Raw genomic sequence first — 25,735 nt, forward strand, 5'->3', positions numbered from 1 at the left:
CCTGCCATGTCGCTGTCAGACCCCACTGCCACCCTGATGTTCGCCGAAGCCGCTGAAGCGGCCGATGTGGTTGCCCGCCAGTTCTCGCGCAACCACGCCACCCTGGAAACCCTGGCGGCCAGCCTGCGCGCTGCGCCGCCGCCGTTCGTGGTCACCTGCGCGCGCGGCAGCTCCGACCATGCCGCCACCTATGGCAAGTACCTGCTGGAAACCCAGCTGGGCCTGGTGGTCGCCTCGGCCTCGCCGTCGGTGGGCTCGGTATACGCCGCGCCGCTGCAGCTGCGTGGCGCGCTGTTCATCGTCATCTCGCAGTCGGGCAAGAGCCCGGACCTGCTGCGCAACGCCGAGGCCGCCAAGGCCGCCGGTGCGCGCGTGATCGCCCTGGTCAACGTCGAGGATTCGCCGCTGGCGCAGCTGGCCGACACGGTCATTCCGCTGCATGCGGGTGCCGAGAAGAGCGTGGCCGCGACCAAGAGCTACCTGGCCTCGCTGGCCGCGCTGCTGCAGCTGGCCGCGTACTGGAAGCAGGACAGCAGCCTGCGTGCCGCACTGGACCTGCTGCCGGACGCGATGCGCGCGGCCTGGCAGTGCGACTGGAGCCAGGTCACTGACGGCCTGGTCGATGCCACCAACCTGTTCGTGCTGGGCCGCGGCCTGGGCCTGGGCGCGGCGCAGGAAGCTGCATTGAAGTTCAAGGAAACCTGCAGCCTGCACGCCGAGGCCTACAGCTCGGCCGAGGTCAAGCACGGCCCGATGGCGCTGGTCGACCGCGGTTTCCCGGTACTGGCCTTTGCGCAGCCGGACGAGACCGGTGCCGGTACCCGTGCCGTGGTCGATGAGTTCACCTCGCGCGGCGCGCAGGTGTGGATGGCCGGTGCCGGTGGCAATCTGCCGGTGGCTGCTGCGCCGCATCCGCTGTGCGCACCGCTGCTGACCGTGCAGAGCTTCTATCGCGCGATCAACGCGCTGGCGCTGCGCCGGGGCTTCAATCCGGATCTGCCGCCGCACCTGAACAAGGTCACGGAGACGGTGTGATGGCAACCGTCCTGCGCAACGCCCGGGTCCTTGCCGGCGAAGAGTTCCGCGACGATCTGGCGGTGGTGATCGAGCAGGGCCGGATCACCGCGCTGCTGCCCGATGCGGCGCCACAGCTGGGCCACGCCGCCGAACAGGTTGACCTGGGCGGTGGCTGGCTGCTGCCGGGTTTCATCGACGTGCAGGTCAATGGCGGCGGCGGGGCGCTGTTCAACAACACGCCGGACGTGGCAGCACTGCGCACCATCGCGCAGGCGCACCGCCGTTTCGGTACCACGGCGATGCTGCCGACGCTGATCAGCGATGACGTCGCGGTGATGCGCAACGCCATCGCCGCGATGCGCGAGGCGATCGCAGAGGGTGTTCCCGGCGTGATCGGCATCCACCTGGAAGGCCCGTACATCGCACCGGCGCGCAAGGGCACCCACGATGCCAGCAAGTTCCGCGTGCCGGACGAGGAAGAGATTGCACTTGCCGCGTCGCTCGACAACGGCGTGACCCTGCTGACGCTGGCGCCGGAACGGGTGCCGCTGGAGACCATCCGCGCGCTGGTCGAGCGTGGCGTGATCGTTGCCGCCGGCCACACCGCAGGCACCTATGAAGAGATCCGTGCCGGCCTGGATGCCGGCGTGCGCGGCTTCACCCACCTGTACAACGCGATGTCGCCGCTGCAGGGCCGCGAGCCCGGTGCGGTGGGCGCCGCGCTGGAGGACCGCGACAGCTGGATCGGCATCATCGTTGACGGCGTGCATGTGCACCCGGCCAGCCTGCGCGTGGCACTGGCCGCCAAGCCGCAGGGTCGCCTGCTGCTGGTGACCGATGCGATGCCGCCGGTGGGCGCCGACGACCCCAGCTACGTGCTGTATGGCGAAACCATCACCGCCATCGATGGCGTGGTGCGCAATGCGGCCGGCGCGCTGGCCGGCTCGGCGCTGGACATGGCGACCGCCGTGCGCAACACCGTGCAGCTGCTGGGCCAGCCGCTGGCCGAAGCCGCACGCATGGCCTCGACCTATCCGGCGCAGTTCCTCAATGTCGATGACCGGCTGGGCCACATCGCCGAGGGCTACCAGGCTGACCTGGTGCTGCTGGACGACGCCCTGCGCGTGCGCGGCACCTGGATCGGCGGACAGTACGAGGCGGCCTGATGGACACCCTGCCGCCGCGCCGACTGGGCTCGATCGACGCCCTGCGCGGCATCACCGTGGCGGCGATGCTGCTGGTCAACAACCCGGGAGACTGGAGCGCGGTGTTCGCACCGCTGCGCCATTCGGACTGGCATGGCTGCACGCCCACCGATCTGGTGTTCCCGTTCTTCCTGTTCCTGGTCGGGGTGTCGATGGCCTTCAGCGTGGCACCGCGTGCACTGGATGCGGCCGCCCGGCCGGTCTTGGCGCGGGGCGTGCTGGAACGCGCACTGCGTATCCTGCTGGCCGGTGCGTTGCTGCACCTGCTGGTCTGGTGGGCGCTGCATACGCACCACTTCCGCATCTGGGGCGTGCTGCAGCGGATCGCGGTGTGCGCGGCGCTGGTCGGCGTGCTGGCGGTGTATGCGCGCCCGCGCATGCAGGCCGGTGTGCTGGCGGTGTTGCTGCTCGGCTACACGCTGTTGCTGCTCGGCATCGGCGACCTGGCGCCATGGACCAATCCGGCCAGTCGCCTGGACACCGCGCTGTTCGCGCCGTGGATCTACCAGTGGCACGCTGACACCGGGCTCGGCCATGACCCGGAAGGGGTGTTGAGCACGCTGGGTGCCCTGGCCAGTACCGTGCTTGGTCTGCTCGCCGGTGGACTGCTGCGCAGCGGTCGTTCGACAGCGCTGGCCGGGCTGGGCGTAGCGACCGCGCTGCTGGGCCTGCTGCTGGCCACGGTGCTGCCGTTGAACAAGCAGCTGTGGACGCCGAGCTACGTGTTGTGGACCGGTGGACTGGCCGCGCTGGCACTGTGGCTGGGCCACCTGCTGATCGACCAGAAGGGCTGGCCGGCGCTGGGCCGGCGTTTGGGAGTCAACGCGATCACGGCGTACCTGGGGGCGTCGGTGATGTCGGTGGTGCTGATGGCCACCGGTGCCTGGGGCTGGATCTGGCAGCAGCTGGCCGCCGCGATGCCGGGCGCGCTTGAGCTGGCGTCGATGCTGCAGGCGCTGGCGTTCGTCGCGCTGTGGTGGGGCGTGGCGTGGTGGCTGGACCGGCGGAAGATCTATCTGAAGATCTGATGGGATTCATCCACGCGTGGCGTGGATCTATCTAATCCATGCGTGGAGGTTCTCGCGTGACGCCTCGGCGCAGCTGGAATGAACGGTTTCAGCCACGTCGAGCCGGCGTGATGGCCGGAACATTTCAGGTCTGAAGTGTGATTGCAGCCACAAAAGTTCACCTGCCAAAACGGTTCATGGCGGAGCAGACTGCCTTCGCAGTGCTGCCTGACAGCAGTTCCTGATTCCCCGCCCAGGAGTGCTCCATGCCCCGCGCCTTCCCTCGTGTCCTGCGTCCGCGTCGCCTCGCCGTTTCCGTGCTGCAGGTGCTGGCCGTGCCGTCGGTCCTGCTGCTGACCAGCAGCAGCGCCTGGGCCGGCTGTGACACCGCCACGCCCATCGCCGGGCAGGCCGTGACCTGCAGTGCGACGGCACCGAATCCGCAGACCACGCCGATCACTGCGACCGGCGCGTCCGGCATCACCGTCAACGTGGCCAGCGGCGCGCAACTGCAGCAGAGCGGGGGCGGATCGGCCATCGCGCTGGTCGGCGCTGGTGGTCACCTGCTGTCGAACCAGGGCGCAATCAGCTCGGTCGGTGGCGTGGCGGTCCAGCTCGGTGCGGGCAGCCGCGTCGAGAACGCGGGCAGCATCAGCACCGGCAACACGGTTGCCCTGCAGTTCCTCGGCGCCGGCGACAGCGTGCTGGTCAACCGCGGAACGATCAGCGGCCGTACCGGCGTGCAGTTCGGGGCGGGCAACGACCGGCTGGAGATGCAGGCCGGCAGCATTGCCGGTGGCGTCCTGCAGGGTGATGGCAACAACGTGCTGCTGCTCACCGATGGCACGATCGACAGCGTCGACCAGGGTGCTGGCGATGACCAGATGACGGTCAGCGGCGGCACCGTCACCGGCGTGGTGGCGCAAGGCAGCGGCCGCGACGACTTCGTCATGACCGGCGGTACCCTCGGCGCCCTGCAGCAGGGCGACAACATCGATACCTTCCGCATGAGTGGTGGCCGCATCGTCGGTGCGTTCGAGGATGGTGACCAGGCCTGGATGACCGGTGGCCGCATCGGCCGCGTCAACATGAAGCTGGACAAGAACCTGTGGGACATGTCGGGCGGCACCGTCGACGGCAACGTGGTCACCGGCTTCGACACCGACACCATCATCATCTCCGGTACCGCCTATATCGGCGGCAACATCAGCGTCAGCGGTGGCAACGACAGCGTGACCATCACCGATGGCACCGTGCGTGGCCAGGTGCTGCTCAGCACCGGCAACGATACGTTCAACTGGAATGGCGGCGGCATCGTCTACGGTGCGATCGACATGGGCCCGGACAACGACGTTGCCAACCTCGGCAATCTCAACCAGGGCAACCTGGGGGCGGTGCCGTTGTTCGATGGCGGCAGTGGCATCGACCAGCTCAACCTGAGCAACGTCAAGACCGCGGGCGTCGGCCGCTTGCAGAACTGGGAAACGATCAGCCTGGCCAACAGCACCGAACTGACCTTCGATGGCGATCTGGTGCTGGGCGACAGCGGAACCGGCACCGGTACGCTGACCGTGGATGACACCAGTACCGTCTACGCCGGCACCGGCGACCATGCCATCCGCCCGTTCAACGCCGCCGCCCTGGTCGAGGTGATCAATGCCGGTCGCATCGACCTGACCGGCAGCGGCGCCGGTGATGTGTTCACCGTGCGCGGCAACTACCGCGGCGATGGCGGCGGCCTGTACCTGCGCACGGTCCTGGCAGCGGACGATTCCAGCAGCGACCGCCTGGTGATCGATGGCGGTACCGCCACCGGCACCACCGGTATCGGCATCCTCAATGCTGGCGGCAGCGGCGCGGCGACGCTGGCCGACGGCATCCTGGTGGTGCAGGCGCTGAATGGCGGCCGCACCGCGCCGGGAGCGTTCTCGCTGTTCGCGCCGGTGGCGGCCGGTGCCTACGAGTATTTCCTGTTCAAGGGCGGCGTCAGTGCCGGCACCAGCGAGAACTGGTACCTGCGCTCGACCCTGGTCAGCGGACCGACCCCGGCACCCAACGGCGGCGGTACTGCAACACCGCCTCCGCTCACGCCGCCGGTGGCGCCGCCGCCGCCGATTACCCCTGCGCCGCCGCCGCCGCCCGAAGGCGCCACCGATCCGGATCTGACCGCCGGCGAGACCGCGCCACCACCGCCGCCGCCGGAACCGGCGCCGGTGGCGCCACCCAAGGACCCGGCCGTGCCGGAGGTGCCGGTGGCCGGCGGCTCGCTGCCCGGCACCGGTGCACCGCCGACGCCGGGCGCGCGTCCGGCCGAAGGTGCGGTGGTGCCGCTGTATCGCGTTGAGACCGCCGCCTATGCCGTGGTGCCCCCGTTGCTGCGCGAGACGTCGCTGGCCAGCCTCGGCACCTTCCACGAACGCCAGGGCGAGCAGCGGCTGCTGTACAACCAGGGCGCGCTGCGTACTGCCTGGGGCCGGCTGGTCGGGCAGAGCAGCGAGATCCATTGGCGGGGCGATGCACAGCCCGGCTTCGATGGTGATGTGATGGGCCTGCAGGCCGGCCTCGACCTGTGGGCCGCGGCTGCCGACAACCATCGCAACCAGATCGGCGTGTTCGTCGGCCGTACCCGCGCACAGGGCAAGACCACCGGCTTGGCGCTGGGCTGGGAGAACGTGCAGGTCGGCCAGAACCGCCTGGATGACAAGCACGTGGGCCTGTACTGGACGCTGACCGACAGCCGCGGAGGCTACATCGACGCGGTGGCCCTGCAGAGCCGCTACGACGGACGGGTGCGTTCCTCGCGCGGCCTCGGGTTCGGCATCAGCGGCGAAGGAACCAGCGTGTCGCTGGAGGCCGGCAAGCCGCTGTTGCGGTTTGGCCAGTCGGCCTGGTGGCTGGAACCGCAGGTACAGCTGATCTGGCAGCGCACCTCGCTGGACGACCGGCGCGACCTGGTTTCCAGCGTGCGCTTCGACAACGACAATGCCTGGACCGGACGCATCGGGCTGCGCCTGGCCGGCGATTACCAGTTGGCCGACAACGGTTGGCAGCCGTACTTCAAGCTCAACTACTGGCACGGTGGTTCCGGCAAGGACCGCATCCGCTTCGACGACGACCTGATCCTCAATTCGCAGCGCTCGCGGGCGCTGGAAGCCGGTGTGGGCGTGGTCGGGCGCTTCAACCGCACGCTCAGCGCCTACGCCGTGGCCGACTACACCCGTGAACTGGGCGGTGACCGCAACCAGAAGCGCCGCATCATCGAAGGCAACATCGGACTGCGCGCTGACTGGTGAAGGCCCGGTCTGGCAGGTGTCGACCTGGGGCGACACGAATCCCTCTGCTGTCATGATCCGGTAGAGCCGAGCCATGCTCGGCTGCTTCCATCGCAATCCCGCTCGGCCCAGCACTGTCTCGGCGCCACAGCGGCCGTCCGCGCGATGGCAGGCATGATCCGCCCCCGGTTATGCTGCGCAGCTGATCCAACGACAAGGAAACGTCGCATGCAGGTTCGCAACGGAATGCGCCGGATCGGCGCGCTGCTGGCCGCCATGCTGGCCGCCAATGCAACGGCCGCCACCGCGTCCACCGCCGAAGTGCCATCGCCGGAAGCGCAGGTGCAGATCCTGGATCTCCTCGAACGCGAAGCCCTTTACCGGAACAACGTGGACTGGCTTGCCGCTCGTAAACGACTGGCATCGTTGCAGGCGTATCCGGGGGCGTTGCATACCGCTCTGCGCGAGATCATCGCCGAGAGCACCGGAGGCCATGGTGCCTGGATGACGCTTGCACGCAAGCGTGAAGCCACGGAGCGATCACGGCAGGTCGGCGCCGATGCCGTTGCCAGGGCGACCGTGGCGGGTGCCGTCGATGCACGCATTGGCTGGGTCGTCATCGAAGGCTATGCCGCCACGCCGGGGGGAACCCGGCAGGATGCGTTCAACCAGGACATCCAGCGCGCGCTGCGATGGCAGGAGGTCATCCGTGGCAAGGACAGCGGCGATCGCTGTGGCTGGATTGTCGATCTGCGCAGCAACAGTGGAGGCAACATGTGGCCGATGCTGCTGGGGGTTGCGCCACTGCTGCGCACGTCGCCGACAGGCGTGGAAGAGGTCGGGTCGTTTGCCACTGCCCGCGCGTCGCAGCGCTGGAGCCTGACGCCGACCACGGTGCAGATCGAGGGTCGCCCCATGCTGGGATTCGGCCGACCGGGGTACTCCCTCAAGCAGCCGGGGGCGCCGGTCGCCGTCCTGGTCGGGTCGAACACCGGGAGCTCCGGGGAGGCGACGATGCTGTCATTCAGGGGGCGCCCCCAGGCACGGAGTTTCGGGCAGTCGACGGCGGGTTTCTCGACCAGCAACGACACCCGCCCGCTGGTGGATGGCAGCGTGCTGGCGATCACGACCGCAGTGATGAAAGACCGCAATGGCAACGGTGCTGGTGCCAGAATCACGCCGGATGAGCCGACGACCGGCGATGCCGCCACGCTTGCCGCCGCGCAGGCCTGGCTGCTGGCCCAGCCCGCCTGCCAGGGCCGCTGACCGATCTGCTGATCGGCCAGCACGAACCGGGACTGTAGAGCCGAGCCCATGCTCGGCTGCGGCTGCGGCTGCGGCTGCGGCGGCAAGGGCCAGCCGAGCATCGGCTCGGCGCTACAACTTCCGAAGCGCCGGGGCTGTTAAAGTCTGCCCTGCAATCACGTTCCGGAAGCGACCATGGACCACGACACCCCGTTCGAACCCCTCAACGACCTCGAGGTGCGCCTGCTGCAGGCCCAGGATGGAACGCTGACCGCGTCGCAGTTCCTCGATGGCCTGCTGACCTCGACGGCGTTCGTGCTGCTGGACAAGGCCATCGGCGAAGATGGTGCCTGGGACGAGAGCATCTCGCCGCTGGTGCTGACCAGCGAGAGCGGCGAGCCGATGTTCGCGGTGTTCACCGCGCCCGAGCGCGCCGGCCTGTGGCACGAGCAGCTGCCGCAGTTCGCGCATGCGATGCCGATCGCGGTGCATGCATTGCTGGCCGGTATCGGCGACGGCGTCGGCCTGGTGCTGAACCCGGGCCTGGACGTGGGCATGGAGATGATCCCCGATGCCGTGGCCCAGCTGAAGCAGCGTGCCGCTGCGATCACCCGCGGCATGGCGCACTGATCCCGCGCTGGCGTTGCCTGCAGTGCCGGCCAGCGGCCGGCAGCCGCAGGCGATTCAGCGTGCCGCGGCGATCGCCTTGACCCGCGCCCTGGCCAGCGCTTCGCCGATGGCCGGGCCCTTCAGATGGGTCGTATCCAGGTCGCGCGCCTGTACCGACAGCGCCGCCGCATGCAGGCGCTTGAGCGTTTCGCCCTGCGGATAGTCGCTGTCCTCGAAACCGAGGCGACCGCGCTTGTCGGCCTCGCAGCACAGTGCAATGCGGGCCACGCGCTCGGGGCGGCGCAGCGCATCGCAGCGGCCCAGCAGTTCCAGCACGGTGGCGTCGCGCAGCTCGTCGATGCGGTGCACGTTCAAGTGTTCGCGGCAGACCGCCTCGGCCAGCTGCTGGTGCTCGGCGGGAATCTTCAACCGCGCGCACAGCGCCTTCAGCGGCTTGATGCCGCGCTGCTCGTGCATGATGTGGCGCGGCCATTCCTCCGGCGGGGTCAGGCCCTTGCCGAGATCGTGGGTGAGTGCGGCAAAGCCGACCAGGTCATCGCCGGGCGCCAGGAGTGCGGCCATGTCGCTGACCATCTCCTGGTGGATGCCGGTATCGACTTCCGGGTGGAATTCCGCACGTTGCGGTACGCCGTACAGGGCTTCCAGCTCGGGCAGGATCGGGCCCAGCGCGTGCGCATCGTGCAGCGTGCGCAGGAACGCCGAGGGTTGTGCACAGGCCAGCGCCTTGCGCAGCTCCTGCCAGACCCGCTCCGGCACCAGTGCATCCAGCTCGCCACTGGCGGCGACCTCGCGCATCAGTTGCAGGGTTTCCGGTGCGACGCTGAAACCCAGGGGCGCGAAGCGGGCCATGAAGCGAGCGGCGCGCAGCACGCGCAGCGGATCCTCCACGAACGCGGGGCCGACATGGCGCAGCACGCGCTGTTCGAGATCACGCACGCCGCCATAGGGGTCGACCAGGTTGCCGGTGTCTTCGTCACAGGCAATCGCATTGATGGTGAAGTCGCGGCGTTGCAGGTCCTCTTCCAGCGTTACCGCCGGATCGGCATCGACCACGAAGCCGCGATAACCGCGGCCGGACTTGCGTTCGGTACGCGCCAGCGCGTACTCCTCACCGGTCTGCGGATGCAGGAATACCGGGAAATCGCGGCCGACCGCGTTGTAGCCCAGTGCTTCCATCTGCGCGGGCGTGGCACCGACCACGACCCAGTCGCGGTCGCCGGCGGGCCGCTGCAGAAGGCGGTCGCGCACGGCGCCGCCGACGAGATAGATCTTCATGCGGGGATGATCGCATGCCTGTGCGCCGATGTACCGGTAGTGCCGGCCATTGGCCGGCACCCTCTACCGGTAGAGCCGAGCCCATGCTCGGCTGCTGTTCCGGCTGCTCGCTCCGCTGGGGAGCAGCCGAGCATCGGCTCGGCTCTACAGAGGGGACAGCGGATGCCGGCCAGCGGCCGGCACTACCGGGTTGTGATCAGTCGCCACCCTGCTCGGCGTTGGCGGCGCAGCTGAAACTCTTGCGTTTGTCCACCAGGCGGCCCATCAGGCGATCGCTCAGCGGCAGAGCATCGCCGTTGAGGCGCCAGTCGTAGATCACGCTGAAGGCCAGCACGCGGGCGACATACTCGCGGGTTTCCTTGTAGCTGATGGTCTCGATCCACAGGTCCGGGTCGTAGCCCGGGCGCTGGCTCTGCCAGCGTGCGGTCGGGGTCGGGCCGGCGTTGTAGGCGGCGATGGTCACGTACGGCAGGCCGTCGTACTTGTTCATCAGCTGGCGCAGGTAAGCGGTGCCGATGGCGATGTTGGTGTCCGGGTCGTACAGGCTGTCGGCGCCGCCGTAGCCGGTCAGGCCGATCGACTTGGCCACGCCGGCACCGGTGGCCGGCAGCACCTGCATCAGGCCCATGGCATTGGCAGGCGAGCGCGCGCGCGGGGTGAAGGTACTCTCGGCGCGGATCTCCGCTGCCACCCAGGCCGGGTCGATGGCATTGCGGGCCGATTCGCGGCGGATGGTGGCATCGTGGTGCAGCGGGAAGCGCAGGTCGTACAGGCGCTGTTCCTGCGGCTGCTTGCCGAGCGCGAACACGGCGCGGTCGAACCAGCCGTTGTCCTGCGCCACGCGCACGGCGAGCCGGCGCTGGGTGTCATCGAAACGCGACAGCGCACTGTTCCATTCGGCCACGGCCCAGCCGGCGCGATCGATCTGGTACAGCGCCATCGCGCGCTGCATCGCCGGGTCGCGCGCGACTGCTGCCTGCGCCTGCGCGCTGTCATTGGGCTTCCACGGGCACAACGTGTAGCCCTGCTGCAGCTTGTCGGCGGCCAGGAAGCCGTGGAAGGTCGGTGCACGCGCGGCGTCGCGGAACAGCGGTTGTGCCTGCTGCGCCTGGCCGGTCTTCTCCAGCATGCGGCCTTCGAAATAGCGCCAGCGCGGGTCGCTGCGCTGCTTGCTGCCCATCTTGCGGATCGCAACCAGCGCTGCCGGCCAGTCACCGCGTGACATCGCTTCGCGGACCCGCCATTCGTGCAGGCGCTCGTCATACGCAGACTCCGGCACCGCGTTGAGGCGGCGCGCCGAATCCGGCAGGTAGGACGCCACCGTCCACAGCGCGATCTGGTACAGCACCTGGCCCTGCTGCTCGGCACTCAGGCCCAGCGCCTGGGCGTACTGCGGCAGCTGCTGCTCGGTGGCGGCGGGGTCGGCCTTGGCCAGCTTGGCCAGGCCATCGGTGGCGATGCGTCGGCTGCGCTCGTTGCGCGGCCAGTTCAGGGCGCTGGCGTTGGGCTTGTCGACGAAGGCGGCGTAGGTGCTGGCCAGTGCCAGGTCGGTGGCCGGCAGGCCACGTGCGGCGCTGCGCATCACCGCCGGCTGCTGTGCGTCGGCGGCGGCGTCGATGCGCTCCCAGCGCAGCGCATCGCTCAGCCCGCCCTGGGCCTGCAGTACGGTGAACACCGCGTCGCAGCCATCGGGCAGCGACTTGCCATTCCTGCGCCACAGGTCCTGTGCTTCGCTGATCCACTGCGGGTCCACCTTGCCGGTCACCTGGCGTGCGGTGAGCTGCGCGCAGCGCAGGCCGACGTTGTCGGTCGGCGCCCAGTTGGCCAGCAGGGTCGGCCAATCCTGGCGGCGCGCGACCGAGGGCAGCCACACGCTGCGGAAGGTGCTGGCCACGGCCTGGCCTTCATAGCGCTTGAGGAAGGCCTGCGCCTGCGCGGTGTCGACGGTGTCGATGTTGCGTCGCAGGTTGGCGTACTCCAGCCAGCCATAGGCCGGATGGCGGCTGAGCGCAGCGGACTGGCCGGGGTCGAGCTGGCCGCGTTCGGCGGCAGCGATCGCGGCCTTGAGCTGCGCGTTCTGGGCGTCGAGGGACTGTGCATTGGCGCAGCCGATCAGCAGCGTGGTGGCCAGGGGCAACAGGGACAGGGCGGTCGAAGAGCGTCGGGTCATGGCGGGCAGCATAGCGGGCGCTGGCTGAATTCAGTTTCGCATCGCGTGCACGCCGCTGGCCGGCAACGGCAGCTGAGCATCGCCGTCACCGGCAGTGCTGCGCATCGCCGCCGACCCGGCGGCCGAGTACCAGGGCAGGGCCAGGATTCTCGCCGTGGCCGAAGCAACGGGCATGCAACGCATCGCGTTCGTGCGGTGACGGGTGACAGGCGGCCTGCAACCTGCGGGCCGCCCCGCGACGATGTCGTGCGGCACGCAGCCTCGGTGCACGGGCATCACCGGCGGCGCCTGGCTTGAAGCGTGCTTGACGTGTGCTGTCGTCGCGGGCCTCCGGTCGGAGCCGCTATGAACAGTGCCGTCCGGTCTGAAAGTGTAGTTATTTGACGCAATCACCCGGCAATTGCGTCAAATCTGCGTGAAAGAGTGTCGATCATCACGCCGTGGTTTTTACCGCTTGTTTACAAAGGAGACGCTGCCGCCATGCAGGGGGGCGCGGCAGCCCATGTCCCGACATTCCTTTGGAGAGAGAGCGAATGATTCACCTGCATCACCGCCCGTTGGCGGTTGCCGTCGCGCTGTGTGTGACGGCCCTGGCACCGCTGGGTGCCGCTGCACAATCCACCACCAATCTGGATGCGGTGGAAGTCACCGGCACCCGCATCAAGCGCGCTGAAGTCGAAGGCCAGGTTCCGATCCAGACGCTGACCCGCGGTGACATCGAACGCACCGGCCTGACCTCGATCGGCGAGGTGCTGCAGCAGCTCACCGGGTCCGGCTCGGCGCTCAATGCCAAGTTCAACTCCTCCGGCAATTTCGGGTTCCCGCCCGATGGCAGTGGTGTCGGCGCCGGCTCGGCGCAGGTCGATCTGCGCCACCTTGGGGCCAAGCGCGTGCTGGTGCTGGTCGACGGCATCCGCTGGGTCAATGAATCGTCGGCGTCCGGCGTGGGCTCGGCCACCGACCTCAACACCATTCCGCTGGCCATCGTCGAACGCATCGAAGTGCTGGAGGACGGCGCCTCGTCGCTGTATGGCTCGGATGCGATCGCCGGCGTGGTCAACATCATCACCCGTCGCGACTTCGACGGCGGCCAGGTGACGCTGAACTACGGCGAGTACAGCAAGGGGGATGGCACCCAGAAGGGCGTGGACCTGGCCTGGGGCAAGAGCGGTGATCGCTACAGCCTGTTCCTCGGCGCCAGCTGGACCAAGCAGGACCCGGTGTTCGCCAGGGACCGCGAGCAGTCGCGCTTCCCGATTCCCGGCACCGGCCTGGCGTTCGGCAGCGGCGGCATTCCACAGGGCCGCTTCATGTTCACCGATCCGAACACCGGCGCCGTACAGAACATCGTGCCCAACACCGGCGTCAGCAAACCGCGCTACGACGGCAGCGCCGGCTGCAACCGCAGCGATGACTACCACTGCTTCACCAGCGCCGACCGCTTCAACTTCGCCGAATACAACATGGTGCTGACCCCGTCGGAGCGAAAGGGCCTGTTCGGCCAGTTCCGCTTCGACATCACCGACAACCTGCAGTGGTACGTCAAGGCATTGGGCAACCGTCGCGAGTCGACCAACCAGGCCGGGCCGGAGCCGCTGTTCTTCGGCCCTGACGGCGCCACCGGCAATCCGCTGGCCGACAACATCGTGGTATCGCGCCTGAACCCCTACAACCCGTTCGGCTTCGACCTGGTGTCCGGTGACAACATGAGCCTGATCGGTCGCCGCCCGGTCGAGGGTGGCGCGCGCGTGTTCAAGCAGAAGGTGGACACCACCTACTTCGCCACCGGCCTGGTCGGTGACTTCCATGCCGCCGACCGCAGCTGGTACTGGGACGTCAACGGCATGTACAGCAAGAACAAGGCCGAACAGACCAACTTCGGCAGCTACAACATCTACAACGTCAACATGGCGCTGGGCGATCCCGCCCTCTGCGCGGCGACGCCGGGCTGCGTGCCGCTGAACATCTTCGGCGGCGTCGGCTCGATCACCCCGGACATGCTGAAGTGGATCCAGCCGGTGGTGCGTGATCGCAGCCAGAACGAGCTGAGCCTGTTCACCGCCAATCTGTCCAGCGAGCTGTTCACGCTGCCGGCCGGCCCGGTGTCGTTCGCCACCGGTTTCGAGTACCGCAAGTACAAGGGCTCCTACCAGCCGGATCCGCTGACGGTGGCGGGCCACTACAACGGCGTGCCGTCGCAGCCGACCTCGGGCTCCTATGACGTCAACGAAGCCTACCTGGAGCTGAGCGTGCCGATCTTCGCCGACTCCTCGTTCGGCAAGAAGCTGGACCTGAGCCTGGCCGGCCGCTATTCGGACTACTCCACCTTCGGCGGCGAGTTCACGCCCAAGTATGGCCTGCGCTGGCAGGTGACCGATGACTTCGTGCTGCGCACCACCTATGCCGAAGGCTTCCGTGCGCCGTCGATCGGCGAGCTGTACGGTTCGGCGGCGCGCGCCGACCTGCAGCTGTTCGATCCGTGCTCGGTCGGCCTGGGCGGTACGCCGCCGCGAGGCAGCGCGGCCAACTGTGCCACGCTGGGCGTTCCGGCCGGGTTCCAGCAGGCCAACTCGCAGATCTCGGTGACCACCGGCGGCAACCGCGAACTGGATCCGGAACGCTCGCGCAGCTTCAGTGCCGGCTTCGTGTGGAGCCCGTGGTTTGGCAGCAATGCGTCGTGGTCCGAGCGCTTCGACGTGGAAGTGACCTTCTACCGCCACGCCATCGATGGCGCGATCCAGGCGATCAACGCGCAGACCCAGCTGGACCTGTGCGTGGATACGCTGGACCCGATCTACTGCAACGGCATCACCCGTGCCAGCACCGGCGCGGTCAGCAGCTTCAACAACCGGCTGACCAACCTCGGCTCGATCAAGACCGATGGCTGGGACGTGGATCTGTTCTGGACCTTGCCGCAGACGTCCATCGGCCAGTTCAAGCTGGCGTGGAAGAACACCTTCGTCGGTCGCTACGAAGCCACCGGTGCGGCCGGCCAGAAGCAGCCGCAGAAGCCCGGCGTGGAAGTGGCCGACAGTTCGATTCCGGAATGGACCAGCAATGCCAGCATCGCCTGGACCATGGACCGCTGGAGTGCCAACTGGACGGTGCGGCACATCTCCGAGCTGACCGAGAACTGTGGTGATGCCGCTGCGTTCCCGGTGTGCAGCAACCAGGCCGCCGGCACCAATACCCTGTCGGCAACCACCTTCCATGACATGCAGGTGGGCTACAAGATCGACTGGATGAAGGGGCTGCAGCTGACCGCTGGCTTGAACAACGTGTTCGACAAGGATCCGCCGATCTGCCTGTCGTGCTCGTTGAACGGCTACGACGCCTCGACCTACGACATTCCGCGTGGCCGTTACTGGTATCTGCGCGCGGACCTGCGCTTCTGATGAGGGAGGCCTGATGGGGTGTGCCGGTGCCGGGAGCGTCCCGGTACCGGCACGCTCCGGCAATCAATCCCAGGGGTTCTGGCCGCTGTCGTCATGCCCGGTTTCATCCTGCTCGAGCGATGCACGGCGGAAAGCGGTGCGCGCCCAGCCCAGCCCGACCAGGATCATCATCGGCCCGACCGCCAGCGCCGGCAGCGACGGGATGCGGAACTGCGGCAGGGTCTCGATCAGCAGGTTGTACAGGATCCAGGCCACCAGGATCAGCCCGATAGCGGCGCACAGCAGCCCGAACAGGACCTGCGGAACGCCCAGTGCCAGACCCAGGACGCGCTGGTTGCGGCTGGGAGCAGGCAGCGCGCGCAGTTCACGGCCGAGGTCGACGCCGAACAGGATCGCTGCAGGCAGGCCGGCCAGCAACAGCAGGATGAAATAGCCGTTGCCGGTGATGATCATCAATGGCGCTGCCGACAACACGGCGGCAAGCGAGAGACCGAGTTTCGTGCCGGTACGCATGGCCGGTCGTCCTTGAGGGTGGGAAGGCGCGAGGGATCCACAGGGCCGGGGCCGCAGGCCACCGTGTGCGCGACGCTACACCGGCAGGGACGCTGCCGCAACGGGGCGGCGCCGGGGCAGGCCCGGCGCCGCTTCGCTCAGAACGCCCAGGTGAACGTCAGCGAGCCGTTGCGGCCATCGCCGTAGGCACCGTAGCCGGTGATCTGCGAGTAGTACTTCTTGTCCAGCAGGTTGTTGAGGTTGGCCTGCACGCTGAACTCCGGCGAGATGCGGTAGCGCACGAACGCGCTGACCAGGGCGTAGCCGTCCTGCTCGAAGCGGCCCACCACCGGTGCGGCGTAGTAGATGCGGTTCTGCCAGTTGGCGCCGCCACCGACGGTCAGCTCCTGCAGCGATTGCGGGGTGTAGCTGGTGAACAGCTTCAGCGCGGTCTGCGGCAGGTTGGTGTTGATGTCGGCGCCGTTGATGTCCTTGGCCACATAGCGCGAAGCACCGAAGGTCGCGTTCCAGCCCGGTGCCAGTTCGCCGTTCAGTTCGAACTCGAAGCCACGGCTGACCGTACCGCGCGCGGCAATCGACGCGAACTCGCCCGGACGGCCGATGATCGGTTCGCTGGTGACCTGGGCCACGTTGTCCTGCTCGATGCGGAACACGGCCAGCGAGGCATTCAGGCGGTTGTCGAACCAGGCGCCCTTGACGCCCACCTCATAGGCTTTGCCGTCGACCGGATCGAGGTAGCGGTCATTGCGGTCACGCGCCGTCTGCGGCTGGAAGATCTCGGTGTAGCTGGCGTAGGCGGAATAGGTGTCGTTGATGTCATACACCAGGCCCGCGTACGGGGTGGTCACCTTGTGTTCGCGGTCATCGTTCTCGCCTTCGCTCTTCCAGTTGGTGTAGCGCGCACCGAGGATCAGCTTCAGCGGATCGGCCAGCGTCAGGCGGGTGGCCAGATAGCCCGCCTTCTGGGTGATGGTGCCGCGGCTGGCCAGGGCCAGCGGATTCCAGTTCGGCTGGGCGATGTTGCCGGTCCAGTTGAGATAGGTGCTGAAGGGATTCCAGCCGGTGCCGGCGCCGCCGACCTGGAAGTCGCCGTAGTTGGCGAACTCGCGCTTGTTGTAGCTCAGGCCGGCCATGAACTGGTGCTCGCGGCCGAACAGCTGGAACGGGCCATCGATGTAGCCGTCGATGCCGTCGACCTTGCGCTCGGTGTTGTAGAAGCCGGCCATCGGCGTGACGCCGGTACCGGTGGCCTTGTCGAACGCGGTGTAGGACGGGTAGAACAGCTTGTCGTCGGCCTTGGTGCGGTCATGGGTGGCACCGATCTTGAACTTCCAGCCATTGCCGAAGGCGTGCTGCAGGGTGGCGAACGCGCGCTTGCTGGTGGTGTCCCAGTAGGTCCAGTCCGGCGACGGATTGAACGAGGTCGGGTAGTGGGTCGGGCTGCCATCGGCGTACCACATCGGGAAGCCGCCCCAGGTCGCGCCGTTGGCGCGCTTCTGCTGGTAGTCGTAGCCCACGCTCAGCTGGGTGTCCGGGGTCAGGTCGGCGTCGATCACCGCATAGCCCAGGGTCTTGCGCTGGTTGTAGCGGTCCATCTGGCCATCGGTGTCCAGGTAGCTGCCGATCACCCGGCCGCGGACCGTGCCACTGGTGTTCAGCGCGCTGCCCACGTCCACGGTGGTGCGGGTGCGCCCCCAGCTGCCGACGTTCACCGAGACGCTGCCGGTCAGCTCGGCGCTATCGGCGTGCTTGCGCACCAGGTTCACCGACGCCGATGGATTGCCGGCGCCGCTGAGCAGGCCGGTCGCGCCGCGGACCACTTCGACGCGGTCGTACAGCGCCAGGTCCAGGCCGGAATCGCCATAGCTCCAGTTCTGCACCATCTGCGTCGGCAGGCCATCGAACTGGTAGGCATCGATGTAGAAGCCGCGCGCATAGAACTCGGTGCGCTCGCTGTCGGACTGGGTGCTGGTCACGCCGGTGGTGTTGGCCAGCACGTCGATGATGTCGTCCAGCTTCTGGTCTTCAATGCGCTGGTGGCTGATGATGCTGACCGACTGCGGAATCTCGCGCGGCGCCAGGTCGAAGCGGGTACCGGCCGAGGTACGGCGCACCGAATAGCCTTCGGCACGTTCGCCCTTGACCACCACCTTGTCCAGCGTGGTCGGGTCGGCAGCGGTATCGGCGAAGGCAGCGGGGGCCACGGCGCAGAGGACTGCGAGCACGGCAACGGACAGCCGCTGCGGCTGCAGGGAATGGAAGGCGGAACGGGTCATGGGGGTCCTGGACGAGCACGCGCGTTCGGCCGTCATCCAGGAGGCGATGCGCTACGGGTAGGGGAAAGGCGGGCAGGCCGTCCTGGCACGACCGGAAACGAAAGAAATGGTAATACGAACTATTCCTATTTACAAATCGTGAACGAACCGGCCTACCGGTTCGCCGCGCCGTGCCGCTCAGCGCAGCAGTGGCAGCGGATCGCGCGGGCCCTGCGTGCCGTAGATGCCCCAGTGCAGATGCGGTGGCGTGCCCTTGGCGTTGCCGCTGTCGCCCACCTCGCCGAGCCGGTCGCCGGGCTGGACCACCTGGCCGCGCGCCAGTCCGTCGGCCCAGCGCTGCAGATGCGCATAGTAGTAGCGTTCCCGCCCGGGCCCGATCACCCAGACCTGGCGGCCACCGAGCCCGCGCTCGCTGACATCGACGATGACGCCAGGCGTGGCGCTGCGCACCGGCGTGCCGCGTTTGGCGAAGATGTCGATGCCCGCATGGGTACGGTCACGGCCGCGCGGTGCGCCGAAGGTATCGGCGATCTGGCGACGGTGGACGCCCTCCACCGGCACCGGCAGTGCGCTGGCGGGCAGCATGCGCGAGAGTGTCCACAGCATCTTCGGCGCGGCCGCCCAGCGGCTGTTCCACAGCGTCAGGGCGGCCACGATGGCGATGGCCAGCCACAGGCCACGCAGCAGCCAGCGGCGCAGGCGATGGGCGGGGGAGGGCGCTGTGCTCATTGCCTCGGGCCCTATAGAGCCGGTGCCAGCGGCACCTCGAAGCTCCGCTTCAACGTCCCCAGTGCCACCGATGTGCGGAAGCGCTCGATGTTGTCATCGCCGCCGAACAGGCGCTCGGTGATCGCCTCGTACTCCTCCATCGACGCTGCCGACAGCAGCAGCAGGAAATCACCGTCACCGGTGATCGAATAGCACTGCTGCACGGCGGGGTCGTCCTGCACGCGGCGCTTGAACGGTGCTACGCGCTCGCGCTGTTCGCTGACCACGCGCACCTCGACGATGATGGTCAGCGGCCGCCCCACCTTGGCGGCCGCCACCACCGCCACGTTGGCGGCGATCACGCCGCTGTCCTGCAGGCGCTTGATCCGGCGCTGCACGGCCGGAGCAGACAGGTGCACCGCTTCGGCGATCTCGCGCTGCGGCAGGGTGTTGTCCCGCTGCAGCAGGTCGAGGATGGCGCGGTCGAGACTGTCGAGGACGGGGGCGATGGCCATGGCGAGCAGAACTTGCACGAACGGGCTGTCAATTGAGCCAAGTGCTCGGCGCCAGCGCAATAGACTTTCCCCATGCAGACTTCACGATTCGCGCCGATGTTGCCGGCGCTGGCGGTGCTCGGCTCGGTCACCTCGCTGGCGATCGGCACCTCCTACGCAAAACACCTGTTCCCGCTGATCGGCGCGCAGGGCACCAGCGCACTGCGGGTGGGCTTCTCGGCGCTGTTGCTGCTGCTGTTCTGGCGGCCGTGGCGCTGGAAAACCACGCGCGTGGATGCGATCACCATCCTGCGCTACGGGCTCACCCTGGGCCTGATGAACCTGCTGTTCTACATGGCCCTTCGTACCATCCCCTTCGGCATTGCGGTGGCGATCGAATTCACCGGGCCGTTGACGGTGGCGATGCTGTCGTCACGGCGGCCGATTGATTTCGTCTGGGTGGGCTGCGCGCTGGTGGGGTTGCTGCTGCTGCTTCCACTGGGCGGTGGCCCGGCGCTGGACCCGGCCGGCGTGCTGTATGCCATGGGCGCAGCGGCGTGCTGGGGCCTGTACATCGTGTTCGGCAAGCGCGCCGGCCATCTGCATGCCGGGCATTCGGTATCACTGGGCCTGCTGGCGGCGTCGCTGGTGGTGGTGCCGGTGGGCGTGGTGCATGCCGGTGCCGCGCTGCTCGATCCGAAGATCCTGGCGGCCGGCCTGCTGGTGGCGCTGGTCTCCAGCGCGATCCCGATGTCGCTGGAGATGATGGCGCTCAAGCGCCTGCCGAAGGAGACCTTCGGCATCCTGATCAGCATGGAGCCGGCGGTGGCGGCGCTGTGGGCGATGCTGCTGCTGCATGAGCATCTGCACGGGCTGCAGTGGCTGGCGATCGGCTGCACGGTGCTGGCCTCGGTAGGCAGCACGATGACCGCACGGCGCCTGAAGATACCGGCCCCCGCCTGAAAAAAGGGGACGGAGGGGATTATGTCGTCAATGCATAAACGACTTAATCCCCTCCGTCCCCTTTTTGGGGTCAACGCAGGGCGTTGGCCGGTACGTCGATCGCCATCGCCAGGGCGAGGTGATCGGAGAACGCGGCCGGTACTGCTTCCACGGTGCGGGTGTGCAACCCGCTGCTGACCAGGATGTGGTCGATGGCGCGGTCGGGGCGCCAGCTGGGGAAGGTCGGAACGATGCAGCCCGGCGGCTGCAGCCGGGTCTTCTGGTACAGCACCTGCATTTCCGGGCGTTCGGCCAGGCAGTTGAAGTCGCCCATCAGCACCGCGTTGGGGTGGTCGGAGAGCAGCTCGGCGATGAAGCCCAGCTGCGACATCCGCGAGCCCGCACCCAGCGACAGGTGGGCGACCGCCACCGCCAGCCCGTCGGCACCCTCGCCGAACTTGGCCAGCAGCACGCCGCGTCCGCCGATGCGGCCAGGCAGGGCATGGTCCTGCACTTCCACCGGTTCCAGCTTGCTCAGCAGGCCGTTGGCGCTGGAGGCGACCCCGCCCATGCGCCGGTTCGGCTGGTGGCTCCAGTAGTTGAAGCCGGCGCGCTGGGCCAGGTAATGGGTCTGGTTGGTGAAGCCCGAGCGCAGGCTGCCCGGGTCGGCCTCCTGCAGGCCGACGATGTCATGTTCGCGAGCCAGGGTGGCAATCGCGTCCAGGCTGCTGCGCTTGCGACCCGCCGGCAGCGCATGCGACCAGCTGCGGGTCACATAGTCGCTGTAGCGGCGGGTACTTGAGCCGGCCTGGATGTTGGCCGTCAGCAAGCGCAGGGTCCGTGTACGGGGGGAATTCACGGCCGGAAAAACACTTCTCCTGGATCAGTGAGCCTGGGCCGCACCGCGTTCGCGGGCGATCAGGTGGTCGGCGATGCGCAGCATGTCCGGGAAGCTCTTGCCCTTCACCAGGTACTTGCCGTTGACGATGATCGACGGGGTGCCGCTGATCTGGCTGCGCTGGGCGAACTGCTTGGCCGAATTGGTCTTGGCATTCACCGCGAAGCTGCCCATGGTGGCGGCGAACTGCTTCGGGTCCACGCCGTAGGCGCCGTAGAACTTGGCGATGTCGTCCACCGAGTCACGGCCACGCTCGCCCTTCAGGGTCTTCTGCGAGTGGATGGCGGCGTACAGCGCTTCGTGGGTCTTTTCCTGCACGCCCAGGGTCTGTGCGGCGTAGAAGGCACGGGCATAGTCATCCCAGGTGCCGCCGAACATGGCCGGCACGTAGACGAAGTTCACGTCGCTCGGCAGGCCAGCCTTCCACGGGCCGACCAGCGGCTGGAACGCGGCGCAGGCCGGGCAGACGTAGCCGAAGATCTCGGTCACTTCGATCTTGCCAGCGGCCGGCTGGAACGGCTGGCCGTTCGGAATGACCTGGTAGTCGGCACCTTCCACCGGTGCTGGGCCGGTCAGTGCGGCCGTGGTCGGCGCCGGTGCGGCGGCCGGTGCGGCGTCGGCTGCAGCCTTGTCGCCCTCGGCGGCGGCCGGGGCGGCACCCTCGGCGCCGGTGGCCGCAGCGGCCGGTTCGGTGCTGGCCGGAGCCGCTGCCGGTTCGGCCGGAGCCGCGGAGGTGTTGGCAGTGCCGTCGTCGGCCTTGCAGGCGGCCAGGATCGGCAGCAGCGCTGCGAGTGCGAGGGCGTAACGGATCTTCATGGAAACGTCTCCAGCATCTGGAAAGGTGGGGCCGGCAGCGGGTGCCGGCCAGAGGGAAATGATGACATGCGCTGGCGACAGCGCCGTGTCGATGGTGGGTGTTGGTTCAGCGGCCGCGGGCGGCGCGGGCCTGGGCGATCAGTGCCGAGGCGATGCGCAGCTGGTCGTCGAAGCTGTTGCCACGCACCAGGTACTGGCCGTTGATGATGATCGCCGGGGTGCCGGGCACCTTGGTGCGCTGGGCGAAGGCGCGGGCGGCATCGACCTTCTTCTGCACCGCATCGCCACGCAGGGCCAGCAGGTAGCGGTCCGGGGTCACGCCATAAGCCTTGTAGAAGTTGGCGAGCTCATCAGCCGAGACGTTCTGCATCGGCAGCGTGCCATCCTGGTGCAGGGCCTTGAAGACCGCAGCGTGGCTGCGCTTGGCCACGCCCACCTGGTCCGCGGCGTAGTAGGCCAGGGCCCAGGCATCCCAGGCGCCGCCGAACGCGGCCGGGACCGGGGTGAAGCGTACGTCGGCCGGCAGCTTGGCCGCCCAGGCTTCCAGCTGCGGTTCGAAGTGGGCGCAGTGCGGGCAGGTGTATCCGAAGATCTCGACCACCTCGATCTTCCCGGCCAGCGGCTGGAACGGGCCCGGCTGGGCGATGCGTTCGTAGTCTTGGCCTTCCACCAGCGGTGCATTGGCAGGGGCGGCGGCGCTGGCGGCCAGCGGCAGCAGGACCAGCAGGGACAACAGCAGGCGGGGAATCAACCTCATCGACACGCATCTCCGTTGAAAAAAGCAACGCCGGCGCAGCCGCCGGCGTGAAGGAAACATACCGCAGGCGAGGGCCGCGGTGGCGGCCCGGGCCGACCAATGGTGGTCAGGGGGCGGCAGCCGGTTGCGTCGGCGTGGCCGCGGCGGCCAGGTCGTCGGCCTTGTTGTGCAGGCCCTGCAGGTAGCTCGACAGCGCCTGCACTTCCTGTTCGCTCAGCTTCTGCGCGACCGTGGCCATGATCTGGAAATGCGCCTTGTCGGTTTCGTGGGTCTGCCCGGCCTGGTATTCCTGCAGGCGACGCGCGACATAGCTGGCGTGCTGGCCGCCCAGATGCGGATAGGCCGGACCCGGATTGCCGGCGCCGCTGGGGCCGTGGCAGGCCATGCAGGCTGGCAGGCCGCGCTTGGCGTCGCCACCGCGGTACAGCTGCTGGCCGATCTCGTAGAACTTCATGCCCTTGTAGGGGCCATCGGCCACCAGGGTGTCGTCGGCAATGCCGGCGGTGGCCTTCTGCGTTGCGAAGTAGGCGCCGATATCGCGCATGTCCTGCGGGGTGAGGTTCTGCACGAACGGCACCATCGCCACCGCCGCGCCGGAACTGCGCTGGCCATTGGCGATCAGGGCCATCTGCTGGGCCACGTAGCGTTCACTCTGGCCGGCGATGGACGGGTACATCTCCACCGTGGCATTGCCGTCGGCACCGTGGCAGGCGGCGCAGGCCGACGCCTTGGCCTGGCCGGCCTTGGCATCGCCCCAGCGGGTCTTGCTGAAATCCACCTCCAGCGAGGCGGTCTTGATCGGCCCGTTGTCGGGCAGCGGGGTCAACGTGGTCTGCGCGAACGCAGCAGCGGCAACGACTACGGCAGTGGCTAGGGCGGATACGGCAAGAACGCGAGCGTGGCGCATGCTGAAGCTCCGTATGGACCGGGCCGGGCGGTGGCCGCCGGCATCGCCCGGATTATCAACGCCGTTTCCGCGCACGGTCAACGCAGCAGTGCAGCAAAATGGCCGCAACCACGGCCGGCACGGGCGCGCGGCGCCGCAACATGCGATCCTAGGCACATGTCATTGCTCATCGAACGCGCCCGTTACCACCTTTCGGCCCACAACGCGCGGCAGCTGCCGCCCGATGAAGGGGCCGAAGTGGCCTTTGCCGGCCGCTCCAACGCCGGCAAGTCCAGTGCGCTCAACGCGCTGACCCGCCAGAACGCGCTGGCCCGTGTCTCCAAGACCCCCGGCCGTACCCAGCAGCTGGTGTTCTTCCAGGTCACCCCGGAAGCCAGCCTGGTCGATCTGCCCGGTTACGGCTACGCCAAGGTGCCGCTGGAGCTGCAGGCGCACTGGCAGGCCTTCATCGACAAGTATTTCCGCACCCGCGAAGCCCTGAAGGGGTTGGTGGTGGTGATGGACATCCGCCACCCGTTGAAGGACTACGACCGGCAGATGCTGTCCTACGCCGTGCAGCGTGGCCTGCCGGCGCATGCGCTGCTGACCAAGGCCGACAAGCTGAGCCGCAGCCAGCAGATGCAGTCCCTGCAGAAGGTGCGCAAGGAACTGCACGCGGCCTACGGCGACAGCGTCAGCGTGCAGGTGTTTTCCGGCGAAGACCGCACCGGCGTGGATGAAGCCCGCGGCGTGATCGGCGGCTGGCTGGGGCTGCAATAACGCCTCCGGCCGGATTTCCGGTAGTGCCGGCCGCTGGCCGGCAACACCCATCGGGTTCCCGGCAATGCCGGCCGCTGGCCGGCAATGGACCCGGCCGCACCCCCTCACAACGGCGAATACTCCGCCGGCACCCAGGCATACGCCTGGCCTTCGCCGCGCACATGGCCCAGGCCGGGGAACGGCAGGTGGGCGCCGGCCACCCACCAGCCCTTGGCCGTAGCCTGCTGCAGCAGGCCGCGCCGGCTGGCGATGGCCGCCTGGCGATCCGAGTCGGCTTCGAACGCCGCTTCCGGGTGGGCGAACTGCACTGCGTGGAAATGCAGCACATCGCCCCATACCAGCAGTGACTGGCCCTGGCTGTCGAAGCGGTAGGAGACATGGCCGGGCGTGTGGCCGTGGGTATCCATCGCCACGGCGCCGCCGGGCAGCGCATCGCCAGGGCTGAAGGTGCGCAGGCGGCCGCTGGCCTGGTACGGGGCGACCGCCGTGCGCGCCAGCGGGAAGGCAAAGCGCACGCCCTGCGGTGCGCGGGCTTCGCTGGCCGGGTTGAGCCAGTAGTCGGCGTCGGCCTTGGACAGCCACACCGTGGCGTTCGGATAGGCCGGCTTGCCCTGCGCGTCGAGCACGCCGCACAGGTGGTCCGGATGGGCATGGGTCAGCAGCACTTCGTCGACCTCGGCCGGATCCACGCCGGCGGCGCGCAGGTTGCCCAGCACCTGGCCCAGGCCGGGGCCGAAGCACTGCGCGGTGCCGGCATCGACCAGGGTCAGGTGGTTGCCCTGGCGTACCAGGAAGGCGTTGATCGCGGTCTGCAGGCCCTTCTTGTCTTCCGGCACATAGCGGCCTTCGAGCAGGCGGCTGACCAGGGTCGGCGGTACGTCCACCACCTCCTGCCGGCCCAGCGCGACCACGCCATCGAACAGCGCGGTGACCTGCAGCGCACCGATGCGCTGATGGTAGACACCGGGCACCTGCTGGCTGGGGGCGGGCGAGGTGGCTTCGGCCAGGGCGGCCAGTGGCAGGGATGACAGGGCCAGCAGCAGGGCGCCGCGCAGCGGCAGGTGACGCAGGGTCATGGCGGTTCTCGGTGGATGACGGGCGGTTCCGTTGCCACACAGCGTGCCGTGGCCGGTGTGCGCGTGGCGCTCAGACCCGTGCGTGGAATGCTCAGGGAGGGGGGCTGCTGCACCCGCGGTAGTGCCGGCCGCTGGCCGGCAACATCCGAAGCAACAGCAACAGCAACAGCAACAGCAACAGCGGGCTTCCTGTGGGATGGCGGGGTGGGTCCGGTTGCGGGAGACGCCGTAAACCCCGCTCCGCGGTCCGGCCCAGCCGCTGGCGGCTGTGCGTTCGGGCGCTTGCGAAGCAGTGCTTCGCAAGCAAAGCGCCCTCACCCATGGGGGCTTGGCCGCGGCATCCATGCCGCGGACACTCCCGCAACCGGACCCA

At 68.3% G+C, this 25,735-nt stretch carries 21 protein-coding genes; 9 read left to right on the forward strand and 12 right to left on the reverse strand.

All coding sequences use genetic code 11. From position 1 onward, the window contains the following. Window positions 1–6 precede the first annotated feature (6 nt). The 6 genes from Q0P60_RS09925 to Q0P60_RS09950 all read left to right on the forward strand — a co-directional run bounded on the left by Q0P60_RS09925 (window position 7) and on the right by Q0P60_RS09950 (window position 8,376). A complete protein-coding gene (locus tag Q0P60_RS09925; RefSeq protein WP_294992003.1) occupies window positions 7–1,035 on the forward strand; it encodes an SIS domain-containing protein in 1,029 nt (342 codons plus the stop codon). After that, window positions 1,035–2,183 carry an N-acetylglucosamine-6-phosphate deacetylase gene (gene nagA / locus Q0P60_RS09930; RefSeq protein WP_294992006.1) on the forward strand — a complete coding sequence of 383 codons (1,149 nt, stop codon included), beginning with the start codon at window positions 1,035–1,037 and terminating at the stop codon, window positions 2,181–2,183. The genes Q0P60_RS09925 and nagA overlap by 1 nt, the downstream gene beginning before the upstream one ends. Further along, window positions 2,183–3,250 (forward strand): heparan-alpha-glucosaminide N-acetyltransferase domain-containing protein, encoded by a 1,068-nt coding sequence (locus Q0P60_RS09935; RefSeq protein ID WP_294992009.1) that lies wholly within the window; start codon window positions 2,183–2,185, stop codon window positions 3,248–3,250. The genes nagA and Q0P60_RS09935 overlap by 1 nt, the downstream gene beginning before the upstream one ends. 245 nt (window positions 3,251–3,495) lie before the next feature. Further along, on the forward strand, window positions 3,496–6,522 hold the full coding sequence (locus Q0P60_RS09940; protein ID WP_294992012.1) for an autotransporter outer membrane beta-barrel domain-containing protein: 3,027 nt from the start codon (window positions 3,496–3,498) through the stop codon (window positions 6,520–6,522). 207 nt (window positions 6,523–6,729) lie between these two features. After that, window positions 6,730–7,767 (forward strand): S41 family peptidase, encoded by a 1,038-nt coding sequence (locus Q0P60_RS09945; RefSeq protein ID WP_294992015.1) that lies wholly within the window; start codon window positions 6,730–6,732, stop codon window positions 7,765–7,767. Window positions 7,768–7,941: 174 nt separating this feature from the next. Then, on the forward strand, window positions 7,942–8,376 hold the full coding sequence (locus Q0P60_RS09950; RefSeq protein ID WP_005411035.1) for an SseB family protein: 435 nt from the start codon (window positions 7,942–7,944) through the stop codon (window positions 8,374–8,376). A gap of 54 nt (window positions 8,377–8,430) precedes the next feature. Here Q0P60_RS09950 and Q0P60_RS09955 read toward each other — a convergent pair whose 3' ends face one another. From Q0P60_RS09955 to Q0P60_RS09965, 3 genes are all read right to left on the reverse strand, one after another. After that, window positions 8,431–9,651, reverse strand: a complete 1,221-nt coding sequence (locus tag Q0P60_RS09955; RefSeq protein ID WP_294992021.1) for a multifunctional CCA addition/repair protein — start codon at window positions 9,649–9,651, stop codon at window positions 8,431–8,433. A gap of 196 nt (window positions 9,652–9,847) precedes the next feature. After that, window positions 9,848–11,833 carry a transglycosylase SLT domain-containing protein gene (locus Q0P60_RS09960; RefSeq protein WP_294992026.1) on the reverse strand — a complete coding sequence of 662 codons (1,986 nt, stop codon included), beginning with the start codon at window positions 11,831–11,833 and terminating at the stop codon, window positions 9,848–9,850. Between the two features lie 18 nt (window positions 11,834–11,851). After that, a complete protein-coding gene (locus Q0P60_RS09965) occupies window positions 11,852–11,995 on the reverse strand; it encodes a hypothetical protein (protein WP_294992030.1) in 144 nt (47 codons plus the stop codon). A 359-nt stretch (window positions 11,996–12,354) separates the two neighbouring features. Here Q0P60_RS09965 and Q0P60_RS09970 point away from each other — a divergent pair, with 359 nt between their 5' ends. After that, window positions 12,355–15,216 (forward strand): TonB-dependent receptor, encoded by a 2,862-nt coding sequence (locus Q0P60_RS09970; RefSeq protein ID WP_294992033.1) that lies wholly within the window; start codon window positions 12,355–12,357, stop codon window positions 15,214–15,216. 63 nt (window positions 15,217–15,279) lie between these two features. Here Q0P60_RS09970 and Q0P60_RS09975 read toward each other — a convergent pair whose 3' ends face one another. From Q0P60_RS09975 to Q0P60_RS09990, 4 genes are all read right to left on the reverse strand, one after another. Next, window positions 15,280–15,729 (reverse strand): hypothetical protein, encoded by a 450-nt coding sequence (locus tag Q0P60_RS09975; protein WP_294992037.1) that lies wholly within the window; start codon window positions 15,727–15,729, stop codon window positions 15,280–15,282. Between the two features lie 137 nt (window positions 15,730–15,866). Next, window positions 15,867–18,005 carry a ferric-rhodotorulic acid/ferric-coprogen receptor FhuE gene (gene fhuE, locus Q0P60_RS09980; protein WP_294992042.1) on the reverse strand — a complete coding sequence of 713 codons (2,139 nt, stop codon included), beginning with the start codon at window positions 18,003–18,005 and terminating at the stop codon, window positions 15,867–15,869. Between the two features lie 177 nt (window positions 18,006–18,182). Beyond that, a complete protein-coding gene (locus Q0P60_RS09985; protein WP_294992045.1) occupies window positions 18,183–18,734 on the reverse strand; it encodes a M23 family metallopeptidase in 552 nt (183 codons plus the stop codon). Window positions 18,735–18,745: 11 nt separating this feature from the next. After that, window positions 18,746–19,228, reverse strand: a complete 483-nt coding sequence (locus tag Q0P60_RS09990) for an Lrp/AsnC family transcriptional regulator (RefSeq protein WP_294992047.1) — start codon at window positions 19,226–19,228, stop codon at window positions 18,746–18,748. Window positions 19,229–19,300: 72 nt separating this feature from the next. Here Q0P60_RS09990 and Q0P60_RS09995 point away from each other — a divergent pair, with 72 nt between their 5' ends. After that, a complete protein-coding gene (locus tag Q0P60_RS09995; protein WP_294992050.1) occupies window positions 19,301–20,170 on the forward strand; it encodes an EamA family transporter in 870 nt (289 codons plus the stop codon). A gap of 70 nt (window positions 20,171–20,240) precedes the next feature. Here the strand turns inward: Q0P60_RS09995 and Q0P60_RS10000 are convergent, their stop codons facing one another. The 4 genes from Q0P60_RS10000 to Q0P60_RS10015 form a co-directional block, all read right to left on the reverse strand. Next, a complete protein-coding gene (locus Q0P60_RS10000; RefSeq protein WP_294992053.1) occupies window positions 20,241–20,978 on the reverse strand; it encodes an endonuclease/exonuclease/phosphatase family protein in 738 nt (245 codons plus the stop codon). 54 nt (window positions 20,979–21,032) lie between these two features. Further along, entirely contained in the window at window positions 21,033–21,863 is an 831-nt protein-coding gene (locus Q0P60_RS10005) for a thiol:disulfide interchange protein DsbA/DsbL (RefSeq protein WP_294992057.1), read from the reverse strand. 106 nt (window positions 21,864–21,969) lie between these two features. Next, complete coding sequence (locus Q0P60_RS10010; protein ID WP_294992060.1) at window positions 21,970–22,620, reverse strand: thiol:disulfide interchange protein DsbA/DsbL; 651 nt, start codon at window positions 22,618–22,620, stop codon at window positions 21,970–21,972. A 106-nt stretch (window positions 22,621–22,726) separates the two neighbouring features. Next, entirely contained in the window at window positions 22,727–23,527 is an 801-nt protein-coding gene (locus Q0P60_RS10015; protein WP_294992063.1) for a c-type cytochrome, read from the reverse strand. A gap of 156 nt (window positions 23,528–23,683) precedes the next feature. On the opposite strand from Q0P60_RS10015, the gene yihA reads away from it, so the two are divergent. After that, window positions 23,684–24,286, forward strand: coding sequence for a ribosome biogenesis GTP-binding protein YihA/YsxC (yihA, locus tag Q0P60_RS10020; RefSeq protein ID WP_294992066.1), 603 nt, complete (start codon window positions 23,684–23,686; stop codon window positions 24,284–24,286). A gap of 104 nt (window positions 24,287–24,390) precedes the next feature. On the opposite strand, the gene Q0P60_RS10025 is transcribed toward yihA, so the two are convergent. Continuing rightward, on the reverse strand, window positions 24,391–25,362 hold the full coding sequence (locus Q0P60_RS10025; protein WP_294992069.1) for an MBL fold metallo-hydrolase: 972 nt from the start codon (window positions 25,360–25,362) through the stop codon (window positions 24,391–24,393). Window positions 25,363–25,735 lie beyond the last annotated feature (373 nt).

Origin of the sequence: uncultured Stenotrophomonas sp. (genome assembly GCF_945952405.1) — a bacterium.
In the GTDB taxonomy this organism is placed as follows: Bacteria; Pseudomonadota; Gammaproteobacteria; order Xanthomonadales; family Xanthomonadaceae; genus Stenotrophomonas.

Bases quoted from the DNA above. Each gene is read 5' to 3' on its own strand.
- Q0P60_RS09995 (WP_294992050.1), top strand. From the start codon at position 19,301: ATGCAGACTTCACGATTCGCGCCGATGTTGCCGGCGCTGGCGGTGCTC.
- Q0P60_RS10005 (WP_294992057.1), bottom strand. From the start codon at position 21,863: ATGAAGATCCGTTACGCCCTCGCACTCGCAGCGCTGCTGCCGATCCTG.
- Q0P60_RS10015 (WP_294992063.1), bottom strand. From the start codon at position 23,527: ATGCGCCACGCTCGCGTTCTTGCCGTATCCGCCCTAGCCACTGCCGTA.
- Q0P60_RS10010 (WP_294992060.1), bottom strand. From the start codon at position 22,620: ATGAGGTTGATTCCCCGCCTGCTGTTGTCCCTGCTGGTCCTGCTGCCG.
- Q0P60_RS09935 (WP_294992009.1), top strand. From the start codon at position 2,183: ATGGACACCCTGCCGCCGCGCCGACTGGGCTCGATCGACGCCCTGCGC.
- Q0P60_RS09990 (WP_294992047.1), bottom strand. From the start codon at position 19,228: ATGGCCATCGCCCCCGTCCTCGACAGTCTCGACCGCGCCATCCTCGAC.
- Q0P60_RS09950 (WP_005411035.1), top strand. From the start codon at position 7,942: ATGGACCACGACACCCCGTTCGAACCCCTCAACGACCTCGAGGTGCGC.
- Q0P60_RS09955 (WP_294992021.1), bottom strand. From the start codon at position 9,651: ATGAAGATCTATCTCGTCGGCGGCGCCGTGCGCGACCGCCTTCTGCAG.
- Q0P60_RS09965 (WP_294992030.1), bottom strand. From the start codon at position 11,995: ATGCCCGTTGCTTCGGCCACGGCGAGAATCCTGGCCCTGCCCTGGTAC.
- Q0P60_RS09925 (WP_294992003.1), top strand. From the start codon at position 7: ATGTCGCTGTCAGACCCCACTGCCACCCTGATGTTCGCCGAAGCCGCT.
- Q0P60_RS10025 (WP_294992069.1), bottom strand. From the start codon at position 25,362: ATGACCCTGCGTCACCTGCCGCTGCGCGGCGCCCTGCTGCTGGCCCTG.
- Q0P60_RS09975 (WP_294992037.1), bottom strand. From the start codon at position 15,729: ATGCGTACCGGCACGAAACTCGGTCTCTCGCTTGCCGCCGTGTTGTCG.
- nagA (WP_294992006.1), top strand. From the start codon at position 1,035: ATGGCAACCGTCCTGCGCAACGCCCGGGTCCTTGCCGGCGAAGAGTTC.
- Q0P60_RS09985 (WP_294992045.1), bottom strand. From the start codon at position 18,734: ATGAGCACAGCGCCCTCCCCCGCCCATCGCCTGCGCCGCTGGCTGCTG.
- Q0P60_RS09960 (WP_294992026.1), bottom strand. From the start codon at position 11,833: ATGCTGCCCGCCATGACCCGACGCTCTTCGACCGCCCTGTCCCTGTTG.
- Q0P60_RS09945 (WP_294992015.1), top strand. From the start codon at position 6,730: ATGCAGGTTCGCAACGGAATGCGCCGGATCGGCGCGCTGCTGGCCGCC.
- fhuE (WP_294992042.1), bottom strand. From the start codon at position 18,005: ATGACCCGTTCCGCCTTCCATTCCCTGCAGCCGCAGCGGCTGTCCGTT.
- Q0P60_RS09940 (WP_294992012.1), top strand. From the start codon at position 3,496: ATGCCCCGCGCCTTCCCTCGTGTCCTGCGTCCGCGTCGCCTCGCCGTT.
- Q0P60_RS09970 (WP_294992033.1), top strand. From the start codon at position 12,355: ATGATTCACCTGCATCACCGCCCGTTGGCGGTTGCCGTCGCGCTGTGT.
- yihA (WP_294992066.1), top strand. From the start codon at position 23,684: ATGTCATTGCTCATCGAACGCGCCCGTTACCACCTTTCGGCCCACAAC.